Origin of the sequence: Ensifer sp. 22521 (assembly GCF_052044795.1) — a bacterium.
Lineage (GTDB): Bacteria > Pseudomonadota > Alphaproteobacteria > Rhizobiales > Rhizobiaceae > Ensifer.
Map to the genome: position 1 here is coordinate 1 of NZ_JBQENM010000030.1, position 22117 is coordinate 22117.

Genomic DNA, 22117 nt, shown 5'->3' on the forward strand with positions numbered 1-22117 from the left:
GCCTGCTCTCTGTTGTCTCTGAAGAGTTTCCACTTTGTCGGCCGGAAGGCGATGCGGCTGTGGTCGCCGGCGGCGGCGCGTTCGGGCGACAGTTCGATCTCGACATGCGGATGGTTGCGGCCAAGATCGAGTTCGAGATGGCGGGTGCCGGCAACGCGGCGGCTGGCGGTGACGAGGCCGGCAAGACAGCCGCCGCAGCCGTCGATCAGCTCGATGTCGTGCGGGCGGAAGTGCAGGTTGGCAGGCCCGTCCGGCTCGGCCGGGGCCCTGAGCCCGATCGGCCGGTCCTCGAACCAGATCTCGCCGTTCTGGAGCGTGACGGCGAGCGCGTTCGACTGGCCGATGAAGCCGAAGACGAAGGGCGAGACCGGATGGTCGTAGATCTCGTCGGGGGTGCCGACCTGTTCGATCGCGCCCTTGCTCATGACGACGACGCGGTCTGCCAGTTCCAGCGCCTCCTCCTGGTCGTGGGTGACGAAGATCGTCGTGTGGCCGGTGCGGTCATGGATCTCGCGCAGCCACTTGCGCAGTTCTTTTCGCACCTGGGCGTCGAGCGCGCCGAACGGCTCGTCGAGCAGCAGCACGTTCGGCTCGACCGCCATGGCGCGGGCGAGCGCCACGCGCTGGCGCTGGCCGCCGGAGAGCTGGGCCGGATAGCGTTTGTCGAGACCGGAGAGCTGCACCAGGTCGAGCAGGTCGAGGGCCCGCTTGCGGATTTCGGCGGCCGGCGGCCTTCGGCCCGACGGGCGCACCTTGAGGCCGAAGGCGACGTTGTCGAGCACGGTCATGTGGCGGAAGAGGGCATAGTGCTGGAAGACGAAGCCGATGTTGCGCTGCTGCACGGTCTTTTGCGAGGCGTCCTCGTCACCGAAGAAGATCGTGCCGCCGGTCGGGCTTTCGAGCCCGGCGACGAGACGCAGCAAGGTCGTCTTGCCGGAGCCGGAGGGGCCAAGCAGCGCGATCAGCTCGCCGGAGCGGATATCGAGCGAGACGTCGTCGAGCGCCGGGAAGCGGCCGAATTCCTTGCGGATGTTGTGAACGCGCACGTCCATAGCGTTTGACCTTTCAATGCCTGCGGCTGGCGGCGATCTCGGCGCTGTAGCGGATCTCCAGCGCCGTCTTCAAAATCAGGGTGATCAGCGCCAGAAGCGCCAGCAACGCCGCCACCGCGAAGGCGGCGACGAAGTTGTATTCATTATAGAGGATTTCGACCTGCAACGGCATGGTGTTGGTCTCGCCGCGGATATGGCCGGAGACGACCGAGACGGCGCCGAACTCGCCCATGGCGCGGGCGTTGCACAAAAGCACGCCGTAAAGCAGCCCCCATTTGATGTTGGGCAGCGTCACGAACCAGAAGGTCTGCCAGCCCGATGCCCCCAAGGACAGTGCCGCCTCCTCGTCGCTGGAGCCCTGTTCCTGCATCAGCGGGATCAGCTCGCGGGCGACGAAGGGGAAGGTGACGAAGACGGTGGCGAGCACCAGCCCGGGCACGGCAAACAGGATCTGGATGCCGTGGCTCTGCAGCCAGGGACCGATCAGGCTGTGCGAGCCGAACAGAAGCACGAAGACGAGGCCGGAAATGACCGGCGAGACCGAGAACGGCAGGTCGATCAGCGTCGTCAGGAACGCCTTGCCCTTGAACTCGAACTTGGCGATCGCCCAGGCGGCGGCAACCCCGAAGACGAGGTTGAGCGGCACGGCGATGACGGCGACGATCAGCGTCAGGCGGATGGCCGAGAAGGTCTCGGTGTCGCCAAGCGCGGCAACGAATTCACCCACCCCCTTGCGCAGCGCCTCGGTGAAGACGGCGGCAAGCGGCAACAGCAAAAACAGCGCGACGAAGACAAGGGCGGTGATCGTCAGGGTCAGCCGGGCAAAGCGGCTTTCGGAGGTGGCGGCGGCCAGCGCCGGCAGGGCGGGCTGTGGGCCGGATGCGGGCAGAGGATTGGCGGTCAGATCATGCGACATAGACATATCTCCGCCGGCTCCAGGCCTGGATCGAGTTGATGAGGAGCAGCATGGCGAAGGAGATCGCCAGCATCACCGCGGCAATGGCGGTGGCGGCGGCGTAGTTGAACTCTTCGAGCCTGATGACGATCAGAAGCGGCGCGATCTCGGAGACATAAGGCAGGTTGCCGGCGATGAAGATCACCGAGCCGTATTCGCCGACGCCGCGGGCAAAGGCGAGGGCAAAGCCGGTCAAGCCGGCCGGCAACAGCCCCGGCAGCAGCACCCGGCTGATCGTCTGGAAGCGGCTGGCGCCAAGGGTGGCTGCGGCTTCTTCCACCTCCTTGTCGATCTCCTCCATGATCGGCTGCACGGTCCTGACGACAAACGGCAGGCCGACGAAGATCAGCGCGACGACGATGCCGGACGGCGTAAAGGCGATCTTCAGGCCGAGCGGCTCGATGAACTGGCCGATCCAGCCGTTGCCGGCATAAAGCGTCGTCAAGGCAATGCCGGCGACCGCCGTCGGCAGCGCGAACGGCAGGTCGACCATGGCATCGATCACCCGTTTGCCGGGGAACCGATAGCGCACCAGCACCCAGGCGAGGATGACGCCGAAGACGAGGTTGATGACGGCGGCGAGAAACGCCGTGCCGAACGAGATCTTCAAGGCATTGAGCGTGCGCGGATCGAGCGCCAGCTCAAAGAACTTGGCCCAGCCGAGCCCGCTTGCCCGCCACACCAGTCCCGACAGCGGGATCAACACGATCAGCACCAGCCAACTCAGCGTGATCCCGAGCGACAGCCCAAAACCAGGCAAAACACTCGGCTGGCGAAATCGCCAGGGCGCAGTCTTCGTCGCTTCCGTCAATGACACTACCTTTACAAAGCTCGCGAGACGTATTGAACCGCGCTTCGTGCCAATGGCCCGGCGCGGCAAAGCAAGACGCGCGGCCGGATTGTCCAGCCGCGCGTCTAAGGTCGGTCTTATTGGCCTGGCTTGTAAAGCTGGTCGAAGACGCCGCCATCGCCGAAGAATTTCGGCTGGGCTTCCTTCCAGCCGCCGAAGTCTTCGATGGTGACGAGCTTCAGTTCGCCGAAGCGGGCGACATCGGCCGGATCGGCTACTGCCGGCTTGAACGGCCGGTAGTAATGCTTGGCGGCGATCTTCTGGCCGGCATCGCTGTAGAGGTAGCCGAGATAGGCTTCCGCTACCTTGCGGGTGCCCTTGGCGTCGACGTTGCCGTCAACGAGCGCCACCGGCGGTTCGGCCTTGATCGAGATTGACGGCGTGACGATCTCGAACTTGTCGGGGCCGAGTTCCTCGAGCGACAGATAGGCTTCGTTTTCCCAGGCGAGAAGCACGTCGCCAAGGCCACGCTGCACGAAGGTCGTCGTCGCTCCGCGCGCGCCGGTATCGAGCACCGGAACATGCTTGAAGAGTTCCGCCACATATTCCTGTGCCTTGGCGTCATCTCCGCCATTGGCAGCCCGACCATAGGCCCAGGCAGCCAGGAAGTTCCAGCGCGCGCCGCCCGAAGTCTTCGGGTTCGGCGTGATCACCTGGATGTCCGGCTTCACCAGATCGCCCCAGTCCTTGACGCCCTTGGGGTTGCCCTTGCGCACCAGGAACACGATCGTCGATGTGTAGGGCGCGCTGTTGTTCTCGAACTTCGTCTTCCAGTCCGCCGGGATTTTGCCGGTTTCCTTGGCGATCGCGTCGATATCGGCTTCGAGCGCCAGCGTTACGACATCTGCCTGCAGGCCGTCGATGACCGAGCGGGCCTGCTTGCCGGAGCCGCCGTGCGACGTCTGGATCGCCACGGTTTCGCCAGTGTCGGCCTTCCACTTCTCAGCGAAGGCAGCATTGAAGTCCTTATAGAGTTCACGTGTCGGATCGTAGGACACGTTCAAGATCGTCGTGTCGGCAAACGCGACACTCGCAGCTCCCAGCTGCAGGCCCCCGAGCACAATTGCCAGTCCCACCATTCCGGTAATTCGTCCAAAGACCATTTCGACCTCCATCGGTTACCAGATAAAACTATCAATTTTATCGACTGCTACAACGCAAACAGATGACCCTGAGGGCGGCAAACGGGAAATGTCCTATCGTTCTCGCCGCCTTTTCGGGAACGGTTTGCCTGCAACCGCCCAGTATGGCCGTGCCGGCCCGCCAAGGTCATTAGATGGAGGGCGCGCTGCCGGTGTCCAGTGGACGCGCGTCGATTCTCCTTTCGAGCGTTTGCTGGACCAGCCCGTCGAAGAGCCTTCAGCCCTGCATTTCGTGGCAAATACGGGGATCACAGGCGGGCACAGATTTCTGGGTCCCTAGGGTGCGAAACTAGAGCACGCGGCCGCGGGCGACGATCGGCCACGTGTCCTTGAGCGTGTCGCCTTCGATGATGTGGACCGCATCGACCATGTTCGTCACGACGCAGGCGTGGTTGGGCACGATGCGGAGCTGGTCACCGACCTTGAGGTTGATCGGCCCATCGGTGACGAGGCGGCCGTGTTCCTCCGAGAGCTGGTCGATGCGGATGTCGTCGCGGCCGAGCACGTGACCATAGCCTGTCAGTCCCAGCAGATCCGAGGTCAACACCTTACTGCCGGCATCGATGATCGCGCGGGTTTCGGATGGGACGGAGACGACGGTCGCAACCACCGTCAGCGCGCATTCATCCCAGCTTGCCACACCGCGAGACACCAACGAACGGTCGTTGTAGATATAGGTGCCGGGGCGATATTCGCTGGCAACCGGCGCACCGGCGGCGTGCATCATGCTCGGCGTGCCGCCTGAGGTGATCACCGGCACCGCGATGCCGTCGGCTTCGATCAGCCTCTTTGCTTCGCTCATGAAGGCCTGGACCTTTGCCTCGCCGTTGACGGGGGGATAGGTCATCAGGCCGCCGAACACGAGCCCCTTCGCATCCTCGATCTGGCTGGCAAGTCTCGCCGCCTCAGCCGGCGCACCAACGCCGCAACGATCGGCACCGGTGTTGCATTCGACGAAAACGCGAAGCGGCTTGTCCTTGCCGGCGAAGTATTCCGCAAGCCCGTCGATGACGGTCTCGCTGTCGGCGACGACGGCAAGCGCGACGCGGCCATTGAGCCGCTCCAGCCGCGCCATCTTGGCCTCGCCGAGAATGTTGTAGGTGATCAGCACATCCTTGATCCGGTCGCTGCCCTCGACCATTGTTTCGGCTTCGGTCACCTTTTGGCAGGTGATGCCAACGGCGCCGGCCTCAAGCTGAAGCTCGGCCATCTGCGGCAGCTTGTGCGTCTTGATATGCGGGCGCACGCGAATGCCATGTTCATCGGCATAGGCCTGGAAGCGCTCGATATTGCGCTTGGCAATTTCGAGGTCGACGAGAACGGCCGGCGTTTCGATCGGCAGGGGCATCGCGGTCACTTCCTCTTCTCGCGCGGGACAACGTGTGATGAACGATTCTCACAAGAAGGAAAAGGCGTTGCCAAAGCAATCCCGGTCGTCGCCCGCAGGCACCCTCAGTCTTTCGCCAGCGACCGGCCGGTGTCGGGATCGAAGAGATGAAGGGCATCCGCCTCGATCGTGAAGGCACGCTCTTCGCCCGACAGGACCGAACTGCGCGGTGGCAGGCAGGCGGTGATGCGCTGGTCGCCGATCCGCGCAGTGGTGACGAGTTCGGGGCCGGTCAATTCGACCACCTCGACGCGTGCCTTGAACTGCGGCGCCGGCTCGTCACCAGCGGCAAGTTGCAGCGCTTCCGGGCGAATACCAGCCTTTACGCGCTGGCCGTCGGAGACAACGTTGCGGAGGCGTGCCGGCAGGGCGATCGCCTGGCCGTCGCCGGCGATTTTCAACCGACCTTCCACAACGGTCGCATCCAAGATGTTCATCGGCGGCGAGCCGACGAAGCCGGCGACATAGAGCGTGGCCGGGCGGTCGTAGATCTCTTCCGGCGTGCCGAGTTGCTCGATCCGCCCGTCACGCATCACCGCGATGCGGGTCGCGAGCGTCATCGCCTCGATCTGGTCGTGGGTGACGTAGACGATCGTGGTCTTCAGCATCTGGTGCAGGCGCTTGAGCTCGGTGCGCATCTCCATGCGCAGCTTGGCGTCGAGGTTGGAGAGCGGCTCGTCGAAGAGGAACACCTGCGGATTGCGCACCAGCGCCCGGCCGATGGCGACGCGCTGGCGCTGGCCGCCCGAGAGCTGGCTCGGCTTGCGGTCGAGCAGGTTCTCGATTTGCAACAGCTTTGCCGTCTCCGCCACCGCCTTTTCGCGCTCGGCCGCGGGGACCTTCCGCATTTCAAGACCGAAGCCGATGTTCCTTGCAACGCTCATGTTCGGGTAGAGCGCATAGGACTGGAACACCATGGCGATGTCGCGGTCCTTCGGGTGGGCGCCGAGAATGGAGCGGTCGCCGATGCGGATGTCGCCGCCGCTCGGCTCCGCAAGCCCGGCGATGATGTTGAGCAGGGTCGACTTGCCGCAGCCGGATGAGCCGAGCAGCACCAGGAACTCGCCGCTCTCGAGATCGATGTCGATGCCCTTCAGCGTCTCGACCTCGCCATAGCGCTTGTGAATGTTCTGAATGGCGAGAGCGCTCATGCGCCGGTCTCCTGAAGGTAGGACGAAAGTGGGTTGCCGTAGCTGCGCGGCAGGGTGGAAATCGCCTCCGAGGCGATGGCGACGCCGGTGCGAAGACAGGCTCCCAAAGGCATCTCGGCCGCAAGTGCCGCCAGGAACCCGGCATTGAAGACATCGCCGGCGCCGATGGTATCGACGACGGAAACGACGGGTGCTGCGGCTGATGAAAAGCGGCCATCCGCGTCGATGGCGATCGCGCCATGCGGACCGCGCTTGACGACGACGATCGCGCCTTCGGGCATATGTTTCCTGAGCTCGTGCGCTGCCTCGGTCGGGTCGGAGAGGCCCGTCAGCGTGGTCGTTTCGACCTCGTTGAAGAGTGCCAGCCGGCAACGCTTCAGCCAACCGATGGTCGCCGCGCAGTTTGTTTGCGTCCAGCCGTCGAGCGGCCAGCCGGTGTCGAGCGCGACGGTGATGTCGTGGGCATCAGCCCAGTCGAAGAAGCGGTCATAGTCCGATGTCAACGCATCGGTCAGGAAGGCACCGGTCAGCAGCGCGTAACCACCGCGGAGCTTCTCGCCGTCGAGCATGATGCGGACTTCCTCGAAGCTGAGCAGCGGCAGATGCCCACGCGTGGTGAAGAAGGTACGCTCGCCGTCGGGATGGGTAATGCCGACGGAAAGCGTGGTCCCGACATTCTCGACCGGCCAGGACTTGGAGCGCTCGGGAAAAGCCTCCTTCAACCAGGTGCCGAACTGATCGTTGCCGACATTGGCGGCGATCGCATAGTCGACGCCGAGCGAATCCCAGGCGAGCGCGCTGTTGCCGGCGCAGCCGCCGACACGCAGCTCGTCGTGGTCGACGATGATTTCGGTGCCGGCTTTGGGCCAGGGGGCCGCCGGCCCGAGGATGAGATCGACATTGGCATTGCCGACCACGGCAAGAGGACGCATCGTTTATTCGCTCCGGGTGATCTTGGTCGAGCGCACGGGGGTGCCGGCATTCTCGACACGCGACGCCGCAAAGGCGATCATGAAGGACTGGGCGACGGGCAGCATGGCGAAGATCGCCGCCATGCCCGCGGCCGGCGCAAAGGGAATGGTGCTGACGCCTTCGACTGGCGCCTCGCCGGAAGCATCGAAGACGATGACCGGCGAGCCGGCTTCGGCGGCGGAAAGCGCCATGGCTTCTACAAGGCCGGCGGTCGGATCTGCCGCGCGGAAGAGCACAACACCGACGGATGGACCGAGCATTTCCATCGGGCCGTGGCGAAGTTGGCCGCCTTCAAGCGAGAAGCAGGGCAGGCGGGAAAGCTCGGTCAGACCGAGGCCGATCGCTTCGGCGAGGCCTTGCAGCCGGCGGCCCGAAGTTACAACGGATCGGACGCTGTGCAGGGCTTCGAGTGCCGCCGACGTATCGGGCGATTGCGGGTTTTCCAATGCGTGAAGGGCATCGGCCGGATCATCGGCGAGGGCGGCGAGAATGGCGAGGTGCAGGGCGAAGCTGATGGTCAGGCTGCGGGTGGCGGCAAAGGCCTTTTCGGTGCCGCCGACGCCGACCAGAGACGGCGCATTGCTGGCGAGGAAGGAACCGCCTTCAAGCGTCAGTCCGAAGGTGTGCGGCGTTGCGCCATTGGTTTCGCTGAACCAGCGCAGCACCTCGGCGCTTTCGCCGGACTGCGAGGTGATGAGGATCGTCTTGCCTTCGATGACAAGCGGCTGGCCGAGTTGTTCCGAGAGCGGCAGGGCAATGGCGTCGATGCCATGGGCGCGGTAGAGCGGCTCGACGGCGCGACCGACGGCATGCGAGCCGCCCATGCCGAGCAGCAGCAGCTTGCCGGTAGACTTCAGCGAGGCAGCCACACTGGCCGCCATCGCCGTCGCCTGGTGTACGGAGGCGATGGCGTCCGAGGCCTGACGTGCCATTTCGCGATCGATTGCGATGAGCCCGGCCGGGCGTTCCGAATTGGTCATAGCCGTCATCCTTTGACGCCGCCGCTGGTGAGCCCGGAAATGAGGGCACGCTGCATGACGAGACCGATCAACACCGGGGGCAGGGCGGCCAGCACCCCGGCTGTGGCGATCAGCCCGTAATCGGAGACACGGCCGCCGGCGAGATCGGAAATGGCAACCGTGAGGGTCTTGGCGCGCAGATCCGAGGTGAAGAGCAGCGCGTAGAAGAATTCATCCCAGGCGAGCAGGAAGGCAAAGAGCGCCGACGTCGCCATGACGGGTGCCGCGAGCGGCAGGGTGATGAGCCGGAGGATCTGGTCGAGACGGGCGCCGTCGATCATCGCGGCACTCTCGATTTCCTTCGGGATGGAATCGAAGCCGGATTTCAGCAGCCAGGTGGTGAAGGGCGCCAGAATGGTGAGATAAACAAGCGCCAGGCCGAACACCGAGTTCAGAAGCCCGAGATAGGCAAGCCCCATATAGAGCGGCACGGCAAGCGCTACTGGCGGCAGCATGTAAGTGGCGATCACCGCATAGAGCGACCAGGAAACGTTGGATGTGCGCGATACCGCCCAGGCGGCGGGAATGGCGACCGCGATCGCCGCCAGCGTCGCCATCCCGGCAACCTTCAGGCTGTTGAAGAGCGAGGCAGTAAAGGCAGCGCCGGTGCTGTTTTCGATCGTGGACAACAGCAGGCGGTAGCGCGACAGATCGATCTCGTTCGGCCACCAGTTGAGCGGCTTTGTCGAGAGGTCGGCGGCCGACGAAATGCTCATGACGAAGAGCCAGAGAATGGGGGCCAGGATGATGGCTGCCAGCAGCAGAGCCGCAGCATAGACGAAGGCGGTGAAAACTGGGTTCTGGCGTTCCATCAGGATGCTCCTGCGGCTTTGCGCACCATTGCTGCATAGGCGACGGCGAGTACGGTTACGAGCAGCGTGACGATCAGCGCCAGCGAGGCGCCCGATCCGGCACGCTGGAAGGAGAACGCTTCCTGGTAGACGAGGATCGATAGCGTGCGCGTGCTGTTGGCCGGGCCGCCGCGGGTCATGACCCAGATCAGGTCGAACACCTTGAAGGCCTCGATCGTGCGCAGCACCAGGGCCACCAGCAGGGGACCCGCCAGATACGGCATGATAACATAGCGAAAGCGATTGAGCGGACCCGCGCCATCGACGAGCGAGGCGGCGGTGATGTCGCGCGGCACGGCCTGGAGTGCCGCGAGCGCGATCAGCGCAACCAGCGGAAAGTTCTTCCAGCAGTCGGCGATGATCAACGCCGTCAGCGCCGAGCCGGGTTCGCCGAGCCAGGAGCGGTAGCTGTCGATCAGGCCGATTTGCGTCAGGACGGCGTTGAGCGCGCCATATTCGGGATTGTAGATCAGCCGCCAGAGCGTGGCGTTGACCACCGTCGGCAGAGCCCAGGGCAGGATCATCAAGGCTCTGAGAGCCGTGCGCCCGCGAAATTGTTGATTGAGCAGCAGGGCTGCGAGCACCCCGAGCACCATTTCAGCGGTGACCGAGACGACGGCGAACCAGGTCGTCGTCACGAAGGCGCGCAGGAAGTTCGAGCCGCCGAGCATCTTGGCATAGTTGGCGAGGCCGACGAACGTGCCTTCCGTGCCGACGAGCCTGGCGTCGGTGAAGGAAAGCCTGACCGTATCGATCAACGGCCAGCCGATCACGGCGATCATGACCACCAGCAGCGGCAGCATGAGCAGCCATGCGCGCGTTGTTATCCAGGTGCCGGACATAGGATGGAAACCTTCTCGGGCCTAGGGAGCCCCGTCATGCTATCGCATATTGCCCCGGACCGTCATCGACCCAAGCGAATGATGCGCCAAATCAAAGTGTTAAAGCGCCTGGATGCCAGCGCCACCGCATATTCCCGCGGTCCCCGGGCGGTTGTCCGCCCGGGGTTTGGGAGGGCGGCTCAGAGGCCGCTGTTTTCGGCCGCCGTCTTCAAGGCGTCTTCAGGCGAAGCCTGGCCGAGCAGTGCTTCCTGGATCGCCTGCTGAAGGGCAGTCGAAAGTTCCTGGTACTTGGGGGTCGTTGGACGCGGATACATGGCCGCGAGGCCGAGCTTGGCAGCGCCGATCAACTCTTCCTGGCCCTTCGTGACGCTGGCATCTTCGTAGGAAGAAGCCCAGATCGGCAGGCTGAGCTTGGCGTAAGCATTCTGCGTCTGCTGCGACGTCATGTAGACGATGTACTTCCAGGCCTCGTCCGGGTTCTTGCTGGTCGAAGTGATGCCAAGACCCATGGAGCCGTTGACGGCGGAGACTTCGCTCTTGCCCGCAACGCCCGGCGCTGGCACGACGCCGACCTTGCCGGCAACCTTGCTTTCCTTCGGATCGTTGGCGAGGTTGTACATATAGGTCCAGTTGAGAGCGAATGCGGCTTCGCCGTTCTGGAACACCTTGCGGACGTCCTCCTCCAGAAACTCCTTGGAGTTCGGATTGGTGAGGCCAGAAGAGTAGCTCGTCACCATGTAGTTGAGCGCGTCGAGGCCGCCACCTGACGCGAAGGCCGGCTTGCCGCCGTCGATGAACTTGCCGCCATAGGCGCTGACAAGGGTGGTGTAGTCGCAGATCGCGGCTTCGGCCTGCGACCAGCTCCAGGCGATCGGGGTTGCGAGCAGGCCCTTGTCCTTGATCACCTTGGCCTGTTCGGCAAGCTCGTCCCAGGTCTTCGGCGGCGCCTTGATGCCGGCCTTCTCCAGGATTTCCTTGTTGTAGAACAGGTATTTGGTGTCGAGGATCCAGGGCATGCCATAGCGCTTGCCGTCATATTCCACGGTCGTCCAGGCGCCGGGCAAAACGCCGGACTTCATCTCGTCCGTGATCCGGTCGCTGACGTCGACCAGGACCTTGTTGCTTGCATATTCGGCCGGCCAGATCACGTCGAAGAGCACGACGTCGTAGCCGCCGCCGGAACCCTGCGCCAGCACGGTCTTGTCGTGCAGGCCCTCATAGGGCACGAATTCGAGATTGACCTTCACGTCCGGGTTGGCCTTGGTGAAGGCCTCAGTCATGGCGCGCACATCCGCCTCGCTATAGGCCGCCTGGGCCATGAAGAGGGCGTTGAGCGTCGTTTCCGCATGCGCGTGGCCGACGAAGGAGACGCCAGCGAGGGTCGCGCAAAGCAAGGTGGTTCTTATCGATTTCAACATGATTTCCTCCAGTAACTTGAGCGTTTCAGCCTTCTTCGGCGCGCCTCTACGGTACGCCGTATGCGAGAAGTCCGTCCGTTTCCGAGCGGCCGTCGACATATCCATCGGAGCGCCTGCAGCGGTGCTTGCCGCCGCTTTCGTTCCCCCGGAGCTCTTTTGGGCTCCTATTAAGTCAATTGTCTTGACTTATTTTTTGTTCAATATTCTAACAGTGTCAAGAGGGGTTTTTTGGATGAACGATATGCGCCTGATCCGGGCGAAGAGCGGCACCAACCAAGAGGGGACGAGCGCACACAACCGGCGCGTCATGATCGACGCTCTGCGGTTGAACGGCCAATTGTCCCGGGCGGACCTTGCACGCGCGACGGCGCTCACGAAGCAGACGGTCTCCAACATCATCGAGGACCTGGAGCGGGACGGGCTGGTCGAATCGCTTGAGGCGGTGCGCAACGGCCGCGGGCAACCTTCGACGCCCTATCGCCTGGTGCCGGAGGGTGCTTTCGCGATCGGCCTGCAGATCGACCGGCATGTGACGCGGACCATCGCTGTCGATCTCGTCGGCCGGGTGCTCGCCCGTGGCGAGGCCAACCTGCCTGCCGGTGGGCCGGCGACAGGCGTGCGGACGATCCTCGAACTGATCGAGAAGACCCGCCGTGATCTCACGGAGATCGCGCCGCAATCGGAAGATCGCCTCGTCGGCCTTGGGGCGGCGATGCCCGGCCCCTTCGGTATCGAAGCCGACGACGACGATACCTGGATGATGGCGGCGTGGCAGAATTTTCCGTTGCTCGAGACGCTTGCGACCGGCACGGGGCTCGATGTCGGCCTGCAGAACGACGCGGCCGCGGCCGCTACTGCCGAACGCATGGTTGGCGCTGCGCACGGCGTAGACCATGCCATCTGCATCTATCTCGGCTATGGCCTTGGCGCCGGGCTGATCCTCAACGGCGAGCTCTACCGCGGCGCCAATGGCAATGCCGGCGAGATCGGCATGATCCTCAGCCTGCCGCATGGCGCATCGCTGGATGAGCGCACGCCGCTCGAACATCGCGCTTCGATCGCCTCGCTCTGCAGGCTGCTCGACCTCGATCCCGCCGATCCTGATCTTTACGCCCATATCGATGCGATTGCCGCCGGCCCGGACGAGCGGGTGCGGCGTTGGCTCGATGCGGCGGTCTTTGAACTGCGCGCCGCCGTTCAGGCGCTCGAAACGATCTTCGACCCGCAGACGGTGATCCTGTGCGGTGGGCTTCCGCCGGGGCTCGCGCGCCTGTTGGTCGAGGCGATGATGCCGCTGCTCCCCTCGATCGCCGATCGGCGCGACCGCAGTCTCCCGCGATTGCAGATCGGTTTCACCGACCCCTGGGCAGTGGCGATCGGTGCGGCCGCAGAGCCGATCAGCCGCACGTTCGATCCGCGCTTCTCCGCGATCTTGAAAACACGAGAGCACGCCGCGGTGTAATGGCGCGACCGTCAGGTTCTGGGCTCGTCCAGACGGGCAAGTTCAGCATATCGGGCGGCCAGAAAATCGAGCAGGGCGCGCACCGAAGGAAGCAGACCCCGGCGTGAGGGAAAGACCGCGTGAATGATGCCGGCCCTCGGCGCCCAATCGGGCAGCACATCGACGAGCGTGCCATCCTTCAGGTCTTGCTGTATCACCATCTCCGGCAGTTGGCAGATGCCGACACCGCGCAGGGCGGCAAGCCTCTGCCGTGGGTGCTTGGCTTTATCGGTCAGCGCTGGTCGAGTTCCAGGATGGTCTGGAACAGAACCTCTGCGCCACGGGCGCACTCTTCGGGCGCGGTGTATTCCGCTTCGTTGTGCGACAGCCCGTTCTTGGAAGGCACGAAGATCATTGCGGTCGGCATGATCGTCGCGATATGCGCCGCGTCATGCCCGGCACCGGAAACGACGTCCGTGGCCGAATAGCCGAGCGCTTCCGCGCTGTTGCGGACGGCATCCACGATCGATGGATCGAAGACGACCGGCGCTTTCGACCAGATGCGCGTCAGTTCGGCGCTTGCCCCGACGCTCCGGACGGTATCCTCCAGCGCCGCCTGCATCCGATCAAGCCCGGCCTCGGACGGGTGACGCATGTCGATCTGAAGCCGGACGGTGCCGGGCACGACATTGCGCGAATTGGGACCGACATCGACGAAGCCGACGGTTCCGACACCGGGCGGATTTTCGCGGGCGATGTTGCTGACGGCGAGCACGATTTCGGCCGCGGCGACAAGCGCATCGTCGCGCTGCGCCATCGGCGTGCTGCCGGCATGGGCCTCGGTGCCGGTGACAGTGATATCGAACCAGCGCAGCCCCTGGATGCCGGTGACGACGCCGATCTCGGTTGCGGACGCTTCCAGCAGCGGTCCCTGCTCGATATGGAGCTCGACATAGGCCGCGAAGGCGGCCGGCTCGACCCGTGCTTCACCGCGATAGCCGATGGCGTCGAGCGCCGCCCCGACCGTGACNGCGTGCGCCGCATCAAGCGAAAGCGCGCCGGCAAAGACGCCCGACCCCATCATCGCTGGAGAAAAACGCGACCCTTCCTCGTTCGTCCAGTTGACGACCGTCAGCGGATGGCGGAGCCGGGTGGTGGTTTCCTTGAGCGTGCGCAGCACCTCGACACCGGCAAGCACGCCGAGAATGCCATCGAAACGGCCACCCTGCGGCTGGGTGTCGAGATGGCTGCCGACCGCGATCGCCGGCAGAGACATGTCTTCGCCGGGATAGGTCGCGAAAATATTGCCAATGCCGTCGATCTCAACCGTGCAGCCGAGCGCCCGGCACGCGGCGACGAACCAATCGCGGACCTCACGGTCCTCCTCAGTCAGCGTCAGGCGGGTGACCCCGCCCTTGTCTGTGCCACCGAAGCGGGCGGTCGCGACAAGGTCGTTCCACAGCCGGTCGCCGTTTGTAACCGGCGTGTTGATGCGCTTGGGCTCAGTGCGCAAGGCTTCGGCGCTCATTTCGGCTGCTCCGGTGCGTCCTTGTTCAGCTTGTAGCGGAAGTCGCAATGGGTAGCGCCCTGCATCACCGTCTGGGTGCGTTCAAGCGTGATGCGCGGATCGTATCCGGTGCAGAAAACGCCGTCGCGGTTGCAGGAAAGGAGGTGCCCGATATGGCTGAGCCCCATCTCGCGATAGGTCTCGGCGTAGCGACAGCGCTTCACATTGTAGTGGAATTCCTCATCCGTCGCCTTCGTTACCTCGATGACAAGCGCGTCGTCCTGGGTCCAGAGATCCTGCAGTTCCTGGAAGGTGCGCAGGTTGGTGCCGCCAGGCGTCTTTGCCGCAAAGGTCCTGCCGGCTTCGATCGCGGCCTTGGTGATCGCCTTGTCGAGAATTGCTTGCGCGCGCTCCTCGCCGATCTCCTCGCGCATCGCCTCATAGATCGGCGCGATGATGCCGGCCTCAATGCGGCGGCGCGCGAGAATGCCGATCTCGCCATCCATTGCCGCCCGCGACGTGGTTTCGGTGTTTTCTTTGTCCGTCTTTTCCATGGAATGCCTCCCTGTCTGCCACAGGGCAGAACAACAGCGGCAGGATACTACGTAGGCAATGCCTCTGTGTTGCAAATCTGTGCCGGAGGGATTTCGCGTCGTGCAAAAATTTTGCGCTATTCCGCGATTTTGCAGGAATCAATCTTAGCCCGACCGACACGACGCGAACTGCAGTCGCGTGGGGGGCACGGATTCGGCTGTGCGCAATCAAAACGAACCAGCGGTAATAGGGATTGTCCGGCTCCACGCGCATCAGCAGTTCCATGTCACGGACCCATTCGTCGCGATAGCCGGCATAGGCGTTGAGCGAAGCCTGATAGAACAGCATTAGCCGGTTGTGGGCGTCCGCTACGGATTTCTCGAGCGCCGCGTCCGCTCCGACAAGCGGTGCCTTGCTGCGCAGGCCGACGAGGGCTGGGAGCGTGCGCTGCAACTCGTCGGGACGAACCCAGCTTGCATATTCGATCCGCTGCTGGCCGTCGGTGACAGGCTGCGCCGGTCCGGCATAACGATCAAGCCCGGCGCGGTCGGTCATCCAGGTCGCGAGCAGGTCGGCTGCGCCACCTATGCCGACTTCACTGAACGCCGCGGCGACGGACGGGTCGGCCATGTGCTTGGCAATGTGCGCGACGTCGAGCGCCTGTGGTTCGACGGAGCCGACGAGCAGCATCTCGTGCAGCTCGGTCGACCAGAGCGAGGCATGCGGGAAACTGTCGAGGAAACTGCGCACGAGCGCGCGGGTGTCCTCGTCGTTCTGGGTGGAGATCGGCAGCCATTGCGCAACAAGACCGTTTGGAGCGAGGCGTTGGCGGGCCAGCCGGTAGAAATCGGACGAATAGAGATTGACGACGCCAGCGGCCGATGGTGGTGGTGGTTCCAGCGTGATGAGATCGTAGCGCTCCGCGCTGCGCATCAGCTCGCGGCGACCGTCTGCAACGCGCACTTCGAGGCGGCTATCCCCTGCCGCGTTGAAATTGCCGGCAAACAATCGAGGCGCGGGCGACCGACGGCAGCAGTTGGGCAGCGACGCGCCGGTCGAGCCCGGGATAGGCGAGCAATGAGCCGGCGGTAATGCCGGTGCCAAGCCCGATGACGAGCGCCGATTTCGGCTCGCCCTTGTGGATCATGAGCGGCAAGAGCGCCTGTAGCCGCATGTAGCGCAGCGACGGCATGGCGTCGCCGGTGTTGGAGACGCCCTGGATATAGAGGCGGCGGAAGCGCCGGTCCGGCTGGCCCTGTTCGATGACGGCGACCGTCGCACCGAGGCCCTCCTCATAGGAGACGATCGTGCCATTGCCGCGTGAGAGATTGAGCAAGGTGGCGAGCCGGTCCGATGGCACCATCACGGCGATCAGCACGGTGACGACGGCGAGCGCTGGCGCCGCAGGCCGCAAACAAATCGCTCTCGGAATGCAGGCAAAGTTTCGAATTTACCGATGCAATCTCCGCGCGAACGCGCCCTCAGGTAAGTACGTAACAGTTACGAAGGCAGGCAGGACGCGTAACGCGCCGCCTCACACGGCTTCAGCGGTTCTGCCGCAAGGCGCTGTCGAACACCGGGTTGAGCTTGGGCAATTCATCAAGCGCTTCGTCGCCGTCGTCGGAGAATTCGTCCAGCCAGCGTCGCCGCGCCGACTTCAATCCACTTCGCAGCAGGGAGAAATCTGGCCGCTCGTGATGGGATTGCGGAGTGCCGTAGCGGCTCTTTCGGTGCCGAGCGAAAGCGACCCTCGTCTCCGGGTCGGCAAATCGCTCAAACCATTTCGCAAGCGGTACATTGCCGGTCTTGCGAGACCAGCGATCGAGTGCCACGTCCAGCCGCGCTCTGTCGTGGTCGCGGCAGGCGTCGAGAACATGGCGGAAGGCCGTCTCCTCCGACTGCGCCTTGCGCGTCATGGCCGCATCGATCCAGGTTTCCAGCCGTCCGAACAGATTGGCGGCGAACTGGATGACAATGGCGACGGCGAGGACAGTGGCCGTCGCAATGCTCCACCAGAGCCAATCTAAGGGTTCTTTTGTCTGCGGAGGAGCGGGTGGCGCGATGGCAACCTTCGTTGCCGGCCCGGCACCGACGACCACTTCCGCGCCATCGGCCTCTGCGGTTTCGGTCTTTCCGGTCTGAGGATTGAACCACTCCAATGTGATTGCCGCCAGAGAGAAGGTGCCCGGCTCGGCAAAGACGTAGGTTGCGGTGTCCTTGCGCAGTCCCGCGGCGATCTCGCCCCGCGGCGTGCGCTCCTCGGAGAGTACCGGATCGTGCTGATAAACCTGCACGCCTTCCGGAGCCTTCAAGCTGGGCTCGGGGATCATCATGGATGCGAGGCCGGCCGCGCGGGTGGTGACCGTGCGCACCAGCGCGTCGCCCGCAAGCAGGCCGGCCGGGTCGCGGTTGAATGTCTGCGTGATGATGATTTCGCCAGCGGTGACGCCGGGCGTGCCGCCGGCACTTCCTGGTACCGCTTCCACGGTAAATTTGAGCCGCGGCACGGTTACCTTACCCTGTGTCACTTGTCCCGGCACGGCGGCATAGCCAAAGGGGATCACGATCGTCGGCAGGGCGTAATTACCTGCCGCCTGTGGTGTGATCACATAGGTTTTGCGGATTCCGGAAAAGGCCTCGCCATCGACAGTCTCGTTGAGGTTCAAGCCGCGGTCGTCGGGCATGGTGACCTCCGCACCCCTAAGATCGAACAGCGGAAACTGCGGCGGCGTCAGGAAGTAGTTCGGCACGAAGACGTCGATGTCGATCTCTATCTGTTGCCCGGCATAGATCGTGCCCTTTGTCGCGAGCGTGGCGCGCGCGAAGGGGTTGGCGGCGAGCGCATCGCCCGCAAGCCAAAGCGACAGGCCGACGAGCCAGACCAGCAGCCGAGGCATTCGGGACAAGGCGCTCACGGCGTCGCCTCCTTTGCCTCGATCGCGAATTTTCGCGCGAGCAGCTCGGCGGGCGAGACCTGGATGTTGCGCATCCACATGTCCGCCGTCTGTGGTCCACCCTGGATCGTCGCCTCCGTGCCTTTCTTGCCCTTGTCGTCGAACTGCACCTGGTCGGGGTCCATGCCCGCCTGTTCCTGCTGTGCGTCCTGTTCCTGCTTGTCCTTGTCGGCCTTGAATTTTTCGGCAGCCGCCAGGTTCCTTTTCGCGTCCGGCCAGTCGGGGCGGCGTTTCAATGCCTGCTTATAGACGGTAATCGCCTCTTCCGCCTTGTCGAGGTGCATCAGGGCGTTGCCCTGGTTGTAGTAGCTCTCGGCCGTATCGGTTTCGGCAAAGGCGTCGATCGCATCCTGGAAACGGCCGGCACGGTAGAGCGCCGCTCCGCGCCAGGTGGGATCGGCGAATTTTTCGGCCGCACCCTGGAAGTCGCCCTGCTCGAAGGCGCGACGGCCCTGCTGGTCCGGCGTCAGCCAGAGATCGAGGAAGCGGTTATCGGCCGCCTCCGCCCGCTCGTTGCTCATGAGCAGGCTGATGGCGAGCAGATAGACGGCCCAGCGCACGGTCCAGCCGCCCCGGAACCAGAACAGCCCGAAGACGGCGATCGGGATCGTCAGCCACCAGCCGGCATCGTGCCAGCGGGTCAGCCCCTCGGCGGTCTTTGCGGCAAAATTGGTCTGGATGCGCCTGACGATCCAGCGCACATCCGCATCATCCGATGTGATGGTCGCGACCTCGGCTGTAGATGCGGACTGCAACGCCTTGAGGCTGTCGACATCCAGCTTGGAGCGAACATGACCGCCCGTCGCGTCGGTCAAGAACCCGCCGTCGGCTGTCTTCACCGGGCCGCCTTCTACCGTGCCGATGCCAAGTACCATCACCGCGTTGCGCCCCTGATTCTGGCTGAACGCCTGAAAGGCGGAGCGCTCGACCCCGTCGGTCATGAAGAGGATCGTGCCTGGCGCGGTTTCATTGGCCAGGGCTTTCTCGACCTCCTGCAGGGCCTTTGCCGTATCCTTGCCTTCTACCGGCATGATCTGAGGCGAGAGTGCCGCGAGATAGGTCTTGACCAGTGCCGCATCGTCGCTCAGCGGCAGCACCATATGGGCGGAGCCGGCATAGGCAAAGAGCGCCGTACGCGAACCTTTTCTGAGGCTGAGTATATCCTGGACCTTGAGCTTGGCGCGTTCGAGCCGCGTCGGCGAGATGTCCGTCGCGTTCATGGTCGGGTTGAGGTCGATGGCGATCGCCAGCGGCGCGGTGTCCTCGACGAAGGGCGGGCGCTCGCGCTGCCAGGTCGGACCGGCGGCAGCGATGGCGGCAACGGCGATCAGCGCTGCGGTGATGTGCACGGGCTGGAGGCGCCGCTTGCCACACTTCTCGATCAACAGGTGATCGAGAAGATGCGGCGCGATCATGCCTTGCCATTGCGAGCGGACATCGCCGCGCCGGCTGACGAGGTAGATGAGCAGGGGGACGGCGAGCAGTGCCAGCAGCCAAAGCGGTCTCAGGAAGTGGAAGTCCGAGATCATGGCGCCGTCTCCTGCCGCCGGCGGCGCTCGGCAAGCGAAGAGAGGAACCACATGATGGCGTGGTAGGCGAGGACGATAAGCAGTGCTGCGCCAAGCGGGTAGTGGAACAGTTCGATGCGCGGCCGCCAGGAGAGTGTCTTCTGGTTCGCCGGTGTCAGTTGATCGAGCAGTTCATAGATGTTCTGCAGGCCCGCCTGGTCCTGGCCGAAGAAGTAGCGGCCCTTCGTCGTCTCGGCGATACCCTGAAGGGTTACCGTATCGAGCTTCTGCTCGCCTTGCGCACTGGGGTCACCAATCCCCACGGTGTGGATCACCACGTTCCGGTCGGCGGCGATGCTGGCGGCCTTGTCGGGCGGCATCTTGCTGGCGGTATCGTTGCCGTCGGTCAAAAGGATCATCACCTTGTCGGGCGCGGTGCTGGCGTCGAACATCTTGATCGCGAGCCCGATCGCGTCGCCAACCGCTGTGCGCGGGCCCGCCATGCCGGGCAGGCTGTCGGCCAGCATCAACTTGACCGTCTTGTGGTCGAGCGTGAACGGTACCAGCGGATAGGGCGCGTCACCGAAGGCGATCAGGCCGAGCCGGTCGTCCGGCCGCCGGTCGATGAAGTCGGCGACAACCTTGTGCACCGCCTCGACACGGGTCTGAAGGTTGCCGGAGGGATCGCGAAAATCCCGCGTGTCCATCGACTGCGAAAGATCGATCGCCAGCATCAGATCGCGCTGCGGCTCGGTCTTTTCGATCGGCGGCTCGACATATTGGGGTCGCGCCAGTGCCATAACGATCAGTGCCCAGCAGATGGGCGCAATCACCTTCTGTCCGAGATTGGTCCTTGGGACGACGGAGCCCTCGGTCGGCCCGAGATTGGCGGTGGCCGTAATGTCCTTGAAGAACGGTATTCTGACGGCGGCCGATTGCTCGCGGTAGGGCGGAAGCAGCCACCAGACGACGAAGGGCAGAGGCAGAAAGATCAGCGCCCAGGCGTGGTCAAGCACGTACATGGTGCGCCTCGATCCAGTGACGTGCCGCGGCGACATAGGCCCGCGCTTCGGGTTCCGGGACGGCGCAAAGCGCCGCGCTGCCACGATATTCGGCTTCCTCGAAGAAACGCGCCGAGGCGATCGGGAACACCGGGCCGCCGGAATGGGCATCGAGGAAGCCGGTCCATCCCGTGCCATGGAGCCCGGCTATCGTTTCGCGCGGCCAGAGCACCAAGGCGGTGCGCTTCAAGAGGACGGGTAAAGCGACGAGCGCCTCGCCGCGGGTACCGGACGCGGCGAGGCGTCCCTCGATTTTCTTGAGGTCGGCGAGCGCTTCGCGACGGTAACGATTGGCCTCCCAGCGCTGGTACCAGCGCCAGCATGCGAAGGCGATCAGCAGGAGTATGACGCAGCCGAGCGCCGTCCAGGCCCAGGTCTGCGGCATCATCGAGACGGGCTGAGGCATGGCAATGTCCGCGAGCTGCCGAAGGGTTGCCTCGAAAAACGGGTCTTTCGCAGGGGCGGCCGTCGCCATCGCTATCGCCTCCGTTGCCGGCTGGCGAGCTGGCCGAGCATGGTGCGCAATTGCGGCGCGACCTCTTCGGCGGCCGAAATCGGCAGCATCGGCAGGCCGAGTTCTTCCTGCCAGGCGCGCAGTGCCCGTCCGCGTTTTCTGGCGAAGCTGTCGATCGCCTCGCGCACATTGCCATGGCCGAGTTGCACTTCGGCCTGAAGCAGGCCGCCGCTGAAGACGATATCGCCCTTGCGCGGCAGCTCGAGCAGGAAGGGATCGTAGATGAGAACGGATATCACATCGTTGTGGGCCGAGAGCTTCAACAGCATGTCGCGGGTTTCGAGGCTGTAGCCGTCGAAATCGCTGATGACGATGACCAGGTGATCGTGCCGGGCAATGTTGGCGACGGTGGTGAGAACGACGTCGAGCTGCTCTGCGCCATGCGGCGCCCGCGAACCCGCCTGCAGTGCAGTATTGTGGCGCACGATGCTGTCGGCAAGGCGGATCACCGCTTCGCGGCTCCGGTAAGGGCGCACCTCGGTAACCTCCTCGTCGCCGAAGACGAAGCCGCCGACACGATCGCCGAGCGCCAGCACGCGCCAGGCTGCGAGCGCCGCGACCTCGGCCGCGGCGACCGACTTCATGGCCCGGCGGCTGCCGAAGAACATATTGATGCGCTGGTCGACGAGGATCAGGGCCGGCCGGTCCTTCTCTTCGTCATAGATACGGACGACCGGCTTGCCGGTGCGTGCCGTCACTCGCCAGTCGATCGCGCGGATGTCGTCGCCCGGGAGATAGTTGCGTAGCTCCTCGAAGGAGAGGCCGCGGCCGCGCATGCGTGATTCATGGCGGCCGGCGAGCAGGCGCTGCACCGGCGCCTTGCGCAGGAAGGTCAGGTCTCGGGCCATGGCCTCGAGGCCGACGAGCGTGTCGACCGACGTGTAGACGCCGGTCGTATCGACCTGGCGGGGTTTTACGATGCCGCGGGAGCGGGCGAGAGCCGGCAGGGATATGGCCAT

The 22117-nt window shown here is 64.2% G+C and carries 21 protein-coding genes and 1 pseudogene; 1 reads left to right on the forward strand and 21 read right to left on the reverse strand.

Going from position 1 to position 22117, the window contains the following annotated elements; all coding sequences use genetic code 11:
* The 11 genes from ACTJKE_RS30685 to ACTJKE_RS30735 form a co-directional block, all read right to left on the reverse strand.
* A partial coding sequence (locus ACTJKE_RS30685; RefSeq protein ID WP_440639824.1) for a sulfate/molybdate ABC transporter ATP-binding protein occupies positions 1-1052 on the reverse strand: 1052 nt, incomplete at its 3' end.
* Positions 1053-1065: 13 nt separating this feature from the next.
* Positions 1066-1968: a sulfate ABC transporter permease subunit CysW gene (gene cysW / locus ACTJKE_RS30690; RefSeq protein WP_113515237.1), complete on the reverse strand. Its 903-nt coding sequence runs from the start codon at positions 1966-1968 to the stop codon at positions 1066-1068.
* Positions 1958-2818 carry a sulfate ABC transporter permease subunit CysT gene (cysT, locus tag ACTJKE_RS30695; RefSeq protein ID WP_440661586.1) on the reverse strand — a complete coding sequence of 287 codons (861 nt, stop codon included), beginning with the start codon at positions 2816-2818 and terminating at the stop codon, positions 1958-1960. The genes cysW and cysT overlap by 11 nt, the downstream gene beginning before the upstream one ends.
* Positions 2819-2934: 116 nt before the next feature.
* Entirely contained in the window at positions 2935-3972 is a 1038-nt protein-coding gene (locus ACTJKE_RS30700) for a sulfate ABC transporter substrate-binding protein (protein WP_440639090.1), read from the reverse strand.
* Between the two features lie 316 nt (positions 3973-4288).
* Positions 4289-5347 (reverse strand): D-TA family PLP-dependent enzyme, encoded by a 1059-nt coding sequence (locus ACTJKE_RS30705; RefSeq protein ID WP_058328088.1) that lies wholly within the window; start codon positions 5345-5347, stop codon positions 4289-4291.
* A 104-nt stretch (positions 5348-5451) separates the two neighbouring features.
* Positions 5452-6537 carry an ABC transporter ATP-binding protein gene (locus ACTJKE_RS30710; protein ID WP_058324652.1) on the reverse strand — a complete coding sequence of 362 codons (1086 nt, stop codon included), beginning with the start codon at positions 6535-6537 and terminating at the stop codon, positions 5452-5454.
* Positions 6534-7469 (reverse strand): PfkB family carbohydrate kinase, encoded by a 936-nt coding sequence (locus ACTJKE_RS30715; RefSeq protein ID WP_058328083.1) that lies wholly within the window; start codon positions 7467-7469, stop codon positions 6534-6536. Before ACTJKE_RS30715 ends, ACTJKE_RS30710 begins: the two co-directional genes overlap by 4 nt.
* Before the next feature lie 3 nt (positions 7470-7472).
* A complete protein-coding gene (locus ACTJKE_RS30720; protein WP_113514489.1) occupies positions 7473-8489 on the reverse strand; it encodes an aminotransferase in 1017 nt (338 codons plus the stop codon).
* Between the two features lie 5 nt (positions 8490-8494).
* Complete coding sequence (locus ACTJKE_RS30725; RefSeq protein ID WP_058324649.1) at positions 8495-9340, reverse strand: carbohydrate ABC transporter permease; 846 nt, start codon at positions 9338-9340, stop codon at positions 8495-8497.
* Positions 9340-10221, reverse strand: a complete 882-nt coding sequence (locus ACTJKE_RS30730; protein ID WP_058324648.1) for a carbohydrate ABC transporter permease — start codon at positions 10219-10221, stop codon at positions 9340-9342. The genes ACTJKE_RS30725 and ACTJKE_RS30730 overlap by 1 nt, the downstream gene beginning before the upstream one ends.
* Before the next feature lie 179 nt (positions 10222-10400).
* The gene (locus tag ACTJKE_RS30735; RefSeq protein ID WP_058328082.1) at positions 10401-11639 is read right to left on the reverse strand and encodes an extracellular solute-binding protein; all 1239 of its coding nucleotides are present in this window, start codon (positions 11637-11639) and stop codon (positions 10401-10403) included.
* Between the two features lie 232 nt (positions 11640-11871).
* Here ACTJKE_RS30735 and ACTJKE_RS30740 point away from each other — a divergent pair, with 232 nt between their 5' ends.
* Positions 11872-13101, forward strand: a complete 1230-nt coding sequence (locus tag ACTJKE_RS30740) for an ROK family transcriptional regulator (RefSeq protein WP_058328081.1) — start codon at positions 11872-11874, stop codon at positions 13099-13101.
* An 11-nt stretch (positions 13102-13112) separates the two neighbouring features.
* Here ACTJKE_RS30740 and ACTJKE_RS30745 read toward each other — a convergent pair.
* From ACTJKE_RS30745 to ACTJKE_RS30790, 10 genes and pseudogenes are all read right to left on the reverse strand, one after another.
* A pseudogene (locus ACTJKE_RS30745) lies at positions 13113-13346 on the reverse strand (LysR substrate-binding domain-containing protein); the annotation flags it as partial.
* A gap of 26 nt (positions 13347-13372) precedes the next feature.
* Entirely contained in the window at positions 13373-14608 is a 1236-nt protein-coding gene (locus ACTJKE_RS30750) for a Zn-dependent hydrolase (protein WP_440693414.1), read from the reverse strand.
* A complete protein-coding gene (locus ACTJKE_RS30755; RefSeq protein ID WP_058328078.1) occupies positions 14605-15141 on the reverse strand; it encodes an L-2-amino-thiazoline-4-carboxylic acid hydrolase in 537 nt (178 codons plus the stop codon). The genes ACTJKE_RS30750 and ACTJKE_RS30755 overlap by 4 nt, the downstream gene beginning before the upstream one ends.
* Positions 15053-16084, reverse strand: coding sequence for a hypothetical protein (locus tag ACTJKE_RS30760; protein WP_440693416.1), 1032 nt, complete (start codon positions 16082-16084; stop codon positions 15053-15055). The genes ACTJKE_RS30755 and ACTJKE_RS30760 overlap by 89 nt, the downstream gene beginning before the upstream one ends.
* Before the next feature lie 10 nt (positions 16085-16094).
* Positions 16095-16535, reverse strand: a complete 441-nt coding sequence (locus ACTJKE_RS30765; RefSeq protein WP_058328076.1) for a hypothetical protein — start codon at positions 16533-16535, stop codon at positions 16095-16097.
* A gap of 130 nt (positions 16536-16665) precedes the next feature.
* Positions 16666-18036, reverse strand: a complete 1371-nt coding sequence (locus ACTJKE_RS30770; protein WP_440693418.1) for a BatD family protein — start codon at positions 18034-18036, stop codon at positions 16666-16668.
* Positions 18033-19604, reverse strand: a complete 1572-nt coding sequence (locus ACTJKE_RS30775; RefSeq protein WP_440693420.1) for a VWA domain-containing protein — start codon at positions 19602-19604, stop codon at positions 18033-18035. The genes ACTJKE_RS30770 and ACTJKE_RS30775 overlap by 4 nt, the downstream gene beginning before the upstream one ends.
* Positions 19601-20605 (reverse strand): vWA domain-containing protein, encoded by a 1005-nt coding sequence (locus ACTJKE_RS30780; protein WP_058328073.1) that lies wholly within the window; start codon positions 20603-20605, stop codon positions 19601-19603. Before ACTJKE_RS30780 ends, ACTJKE_RS30775 begins: the two co-directional genes overlap by 4 nt.
* On the reverse strand, positions 20592-21050 hold the full coding sequence (locus tag ACTJKE_RS30785; protein WP_440693422.1) for a DUF4381 domain-containing protein: 459 nt from the start codon (positions 21048-21050) through the stop codon (positions 20592-20594). The genes ACTJKE_RS30780 and ACTJKE_RS30785 overlap by 14 nt, the downstream gene beginning before the upstream one ends.
* Positions 21051-21121: 71 nt before the next feature.
* A complete protein-coding gene (locus ACTJKE_RS30790) occupies positions 21122-22117 on the reverse strand; it encodes a DUF58 domain-containing protein (RefSeq protein ID WP_113514497.1) in 996 nt (331 codons plus the stop codon).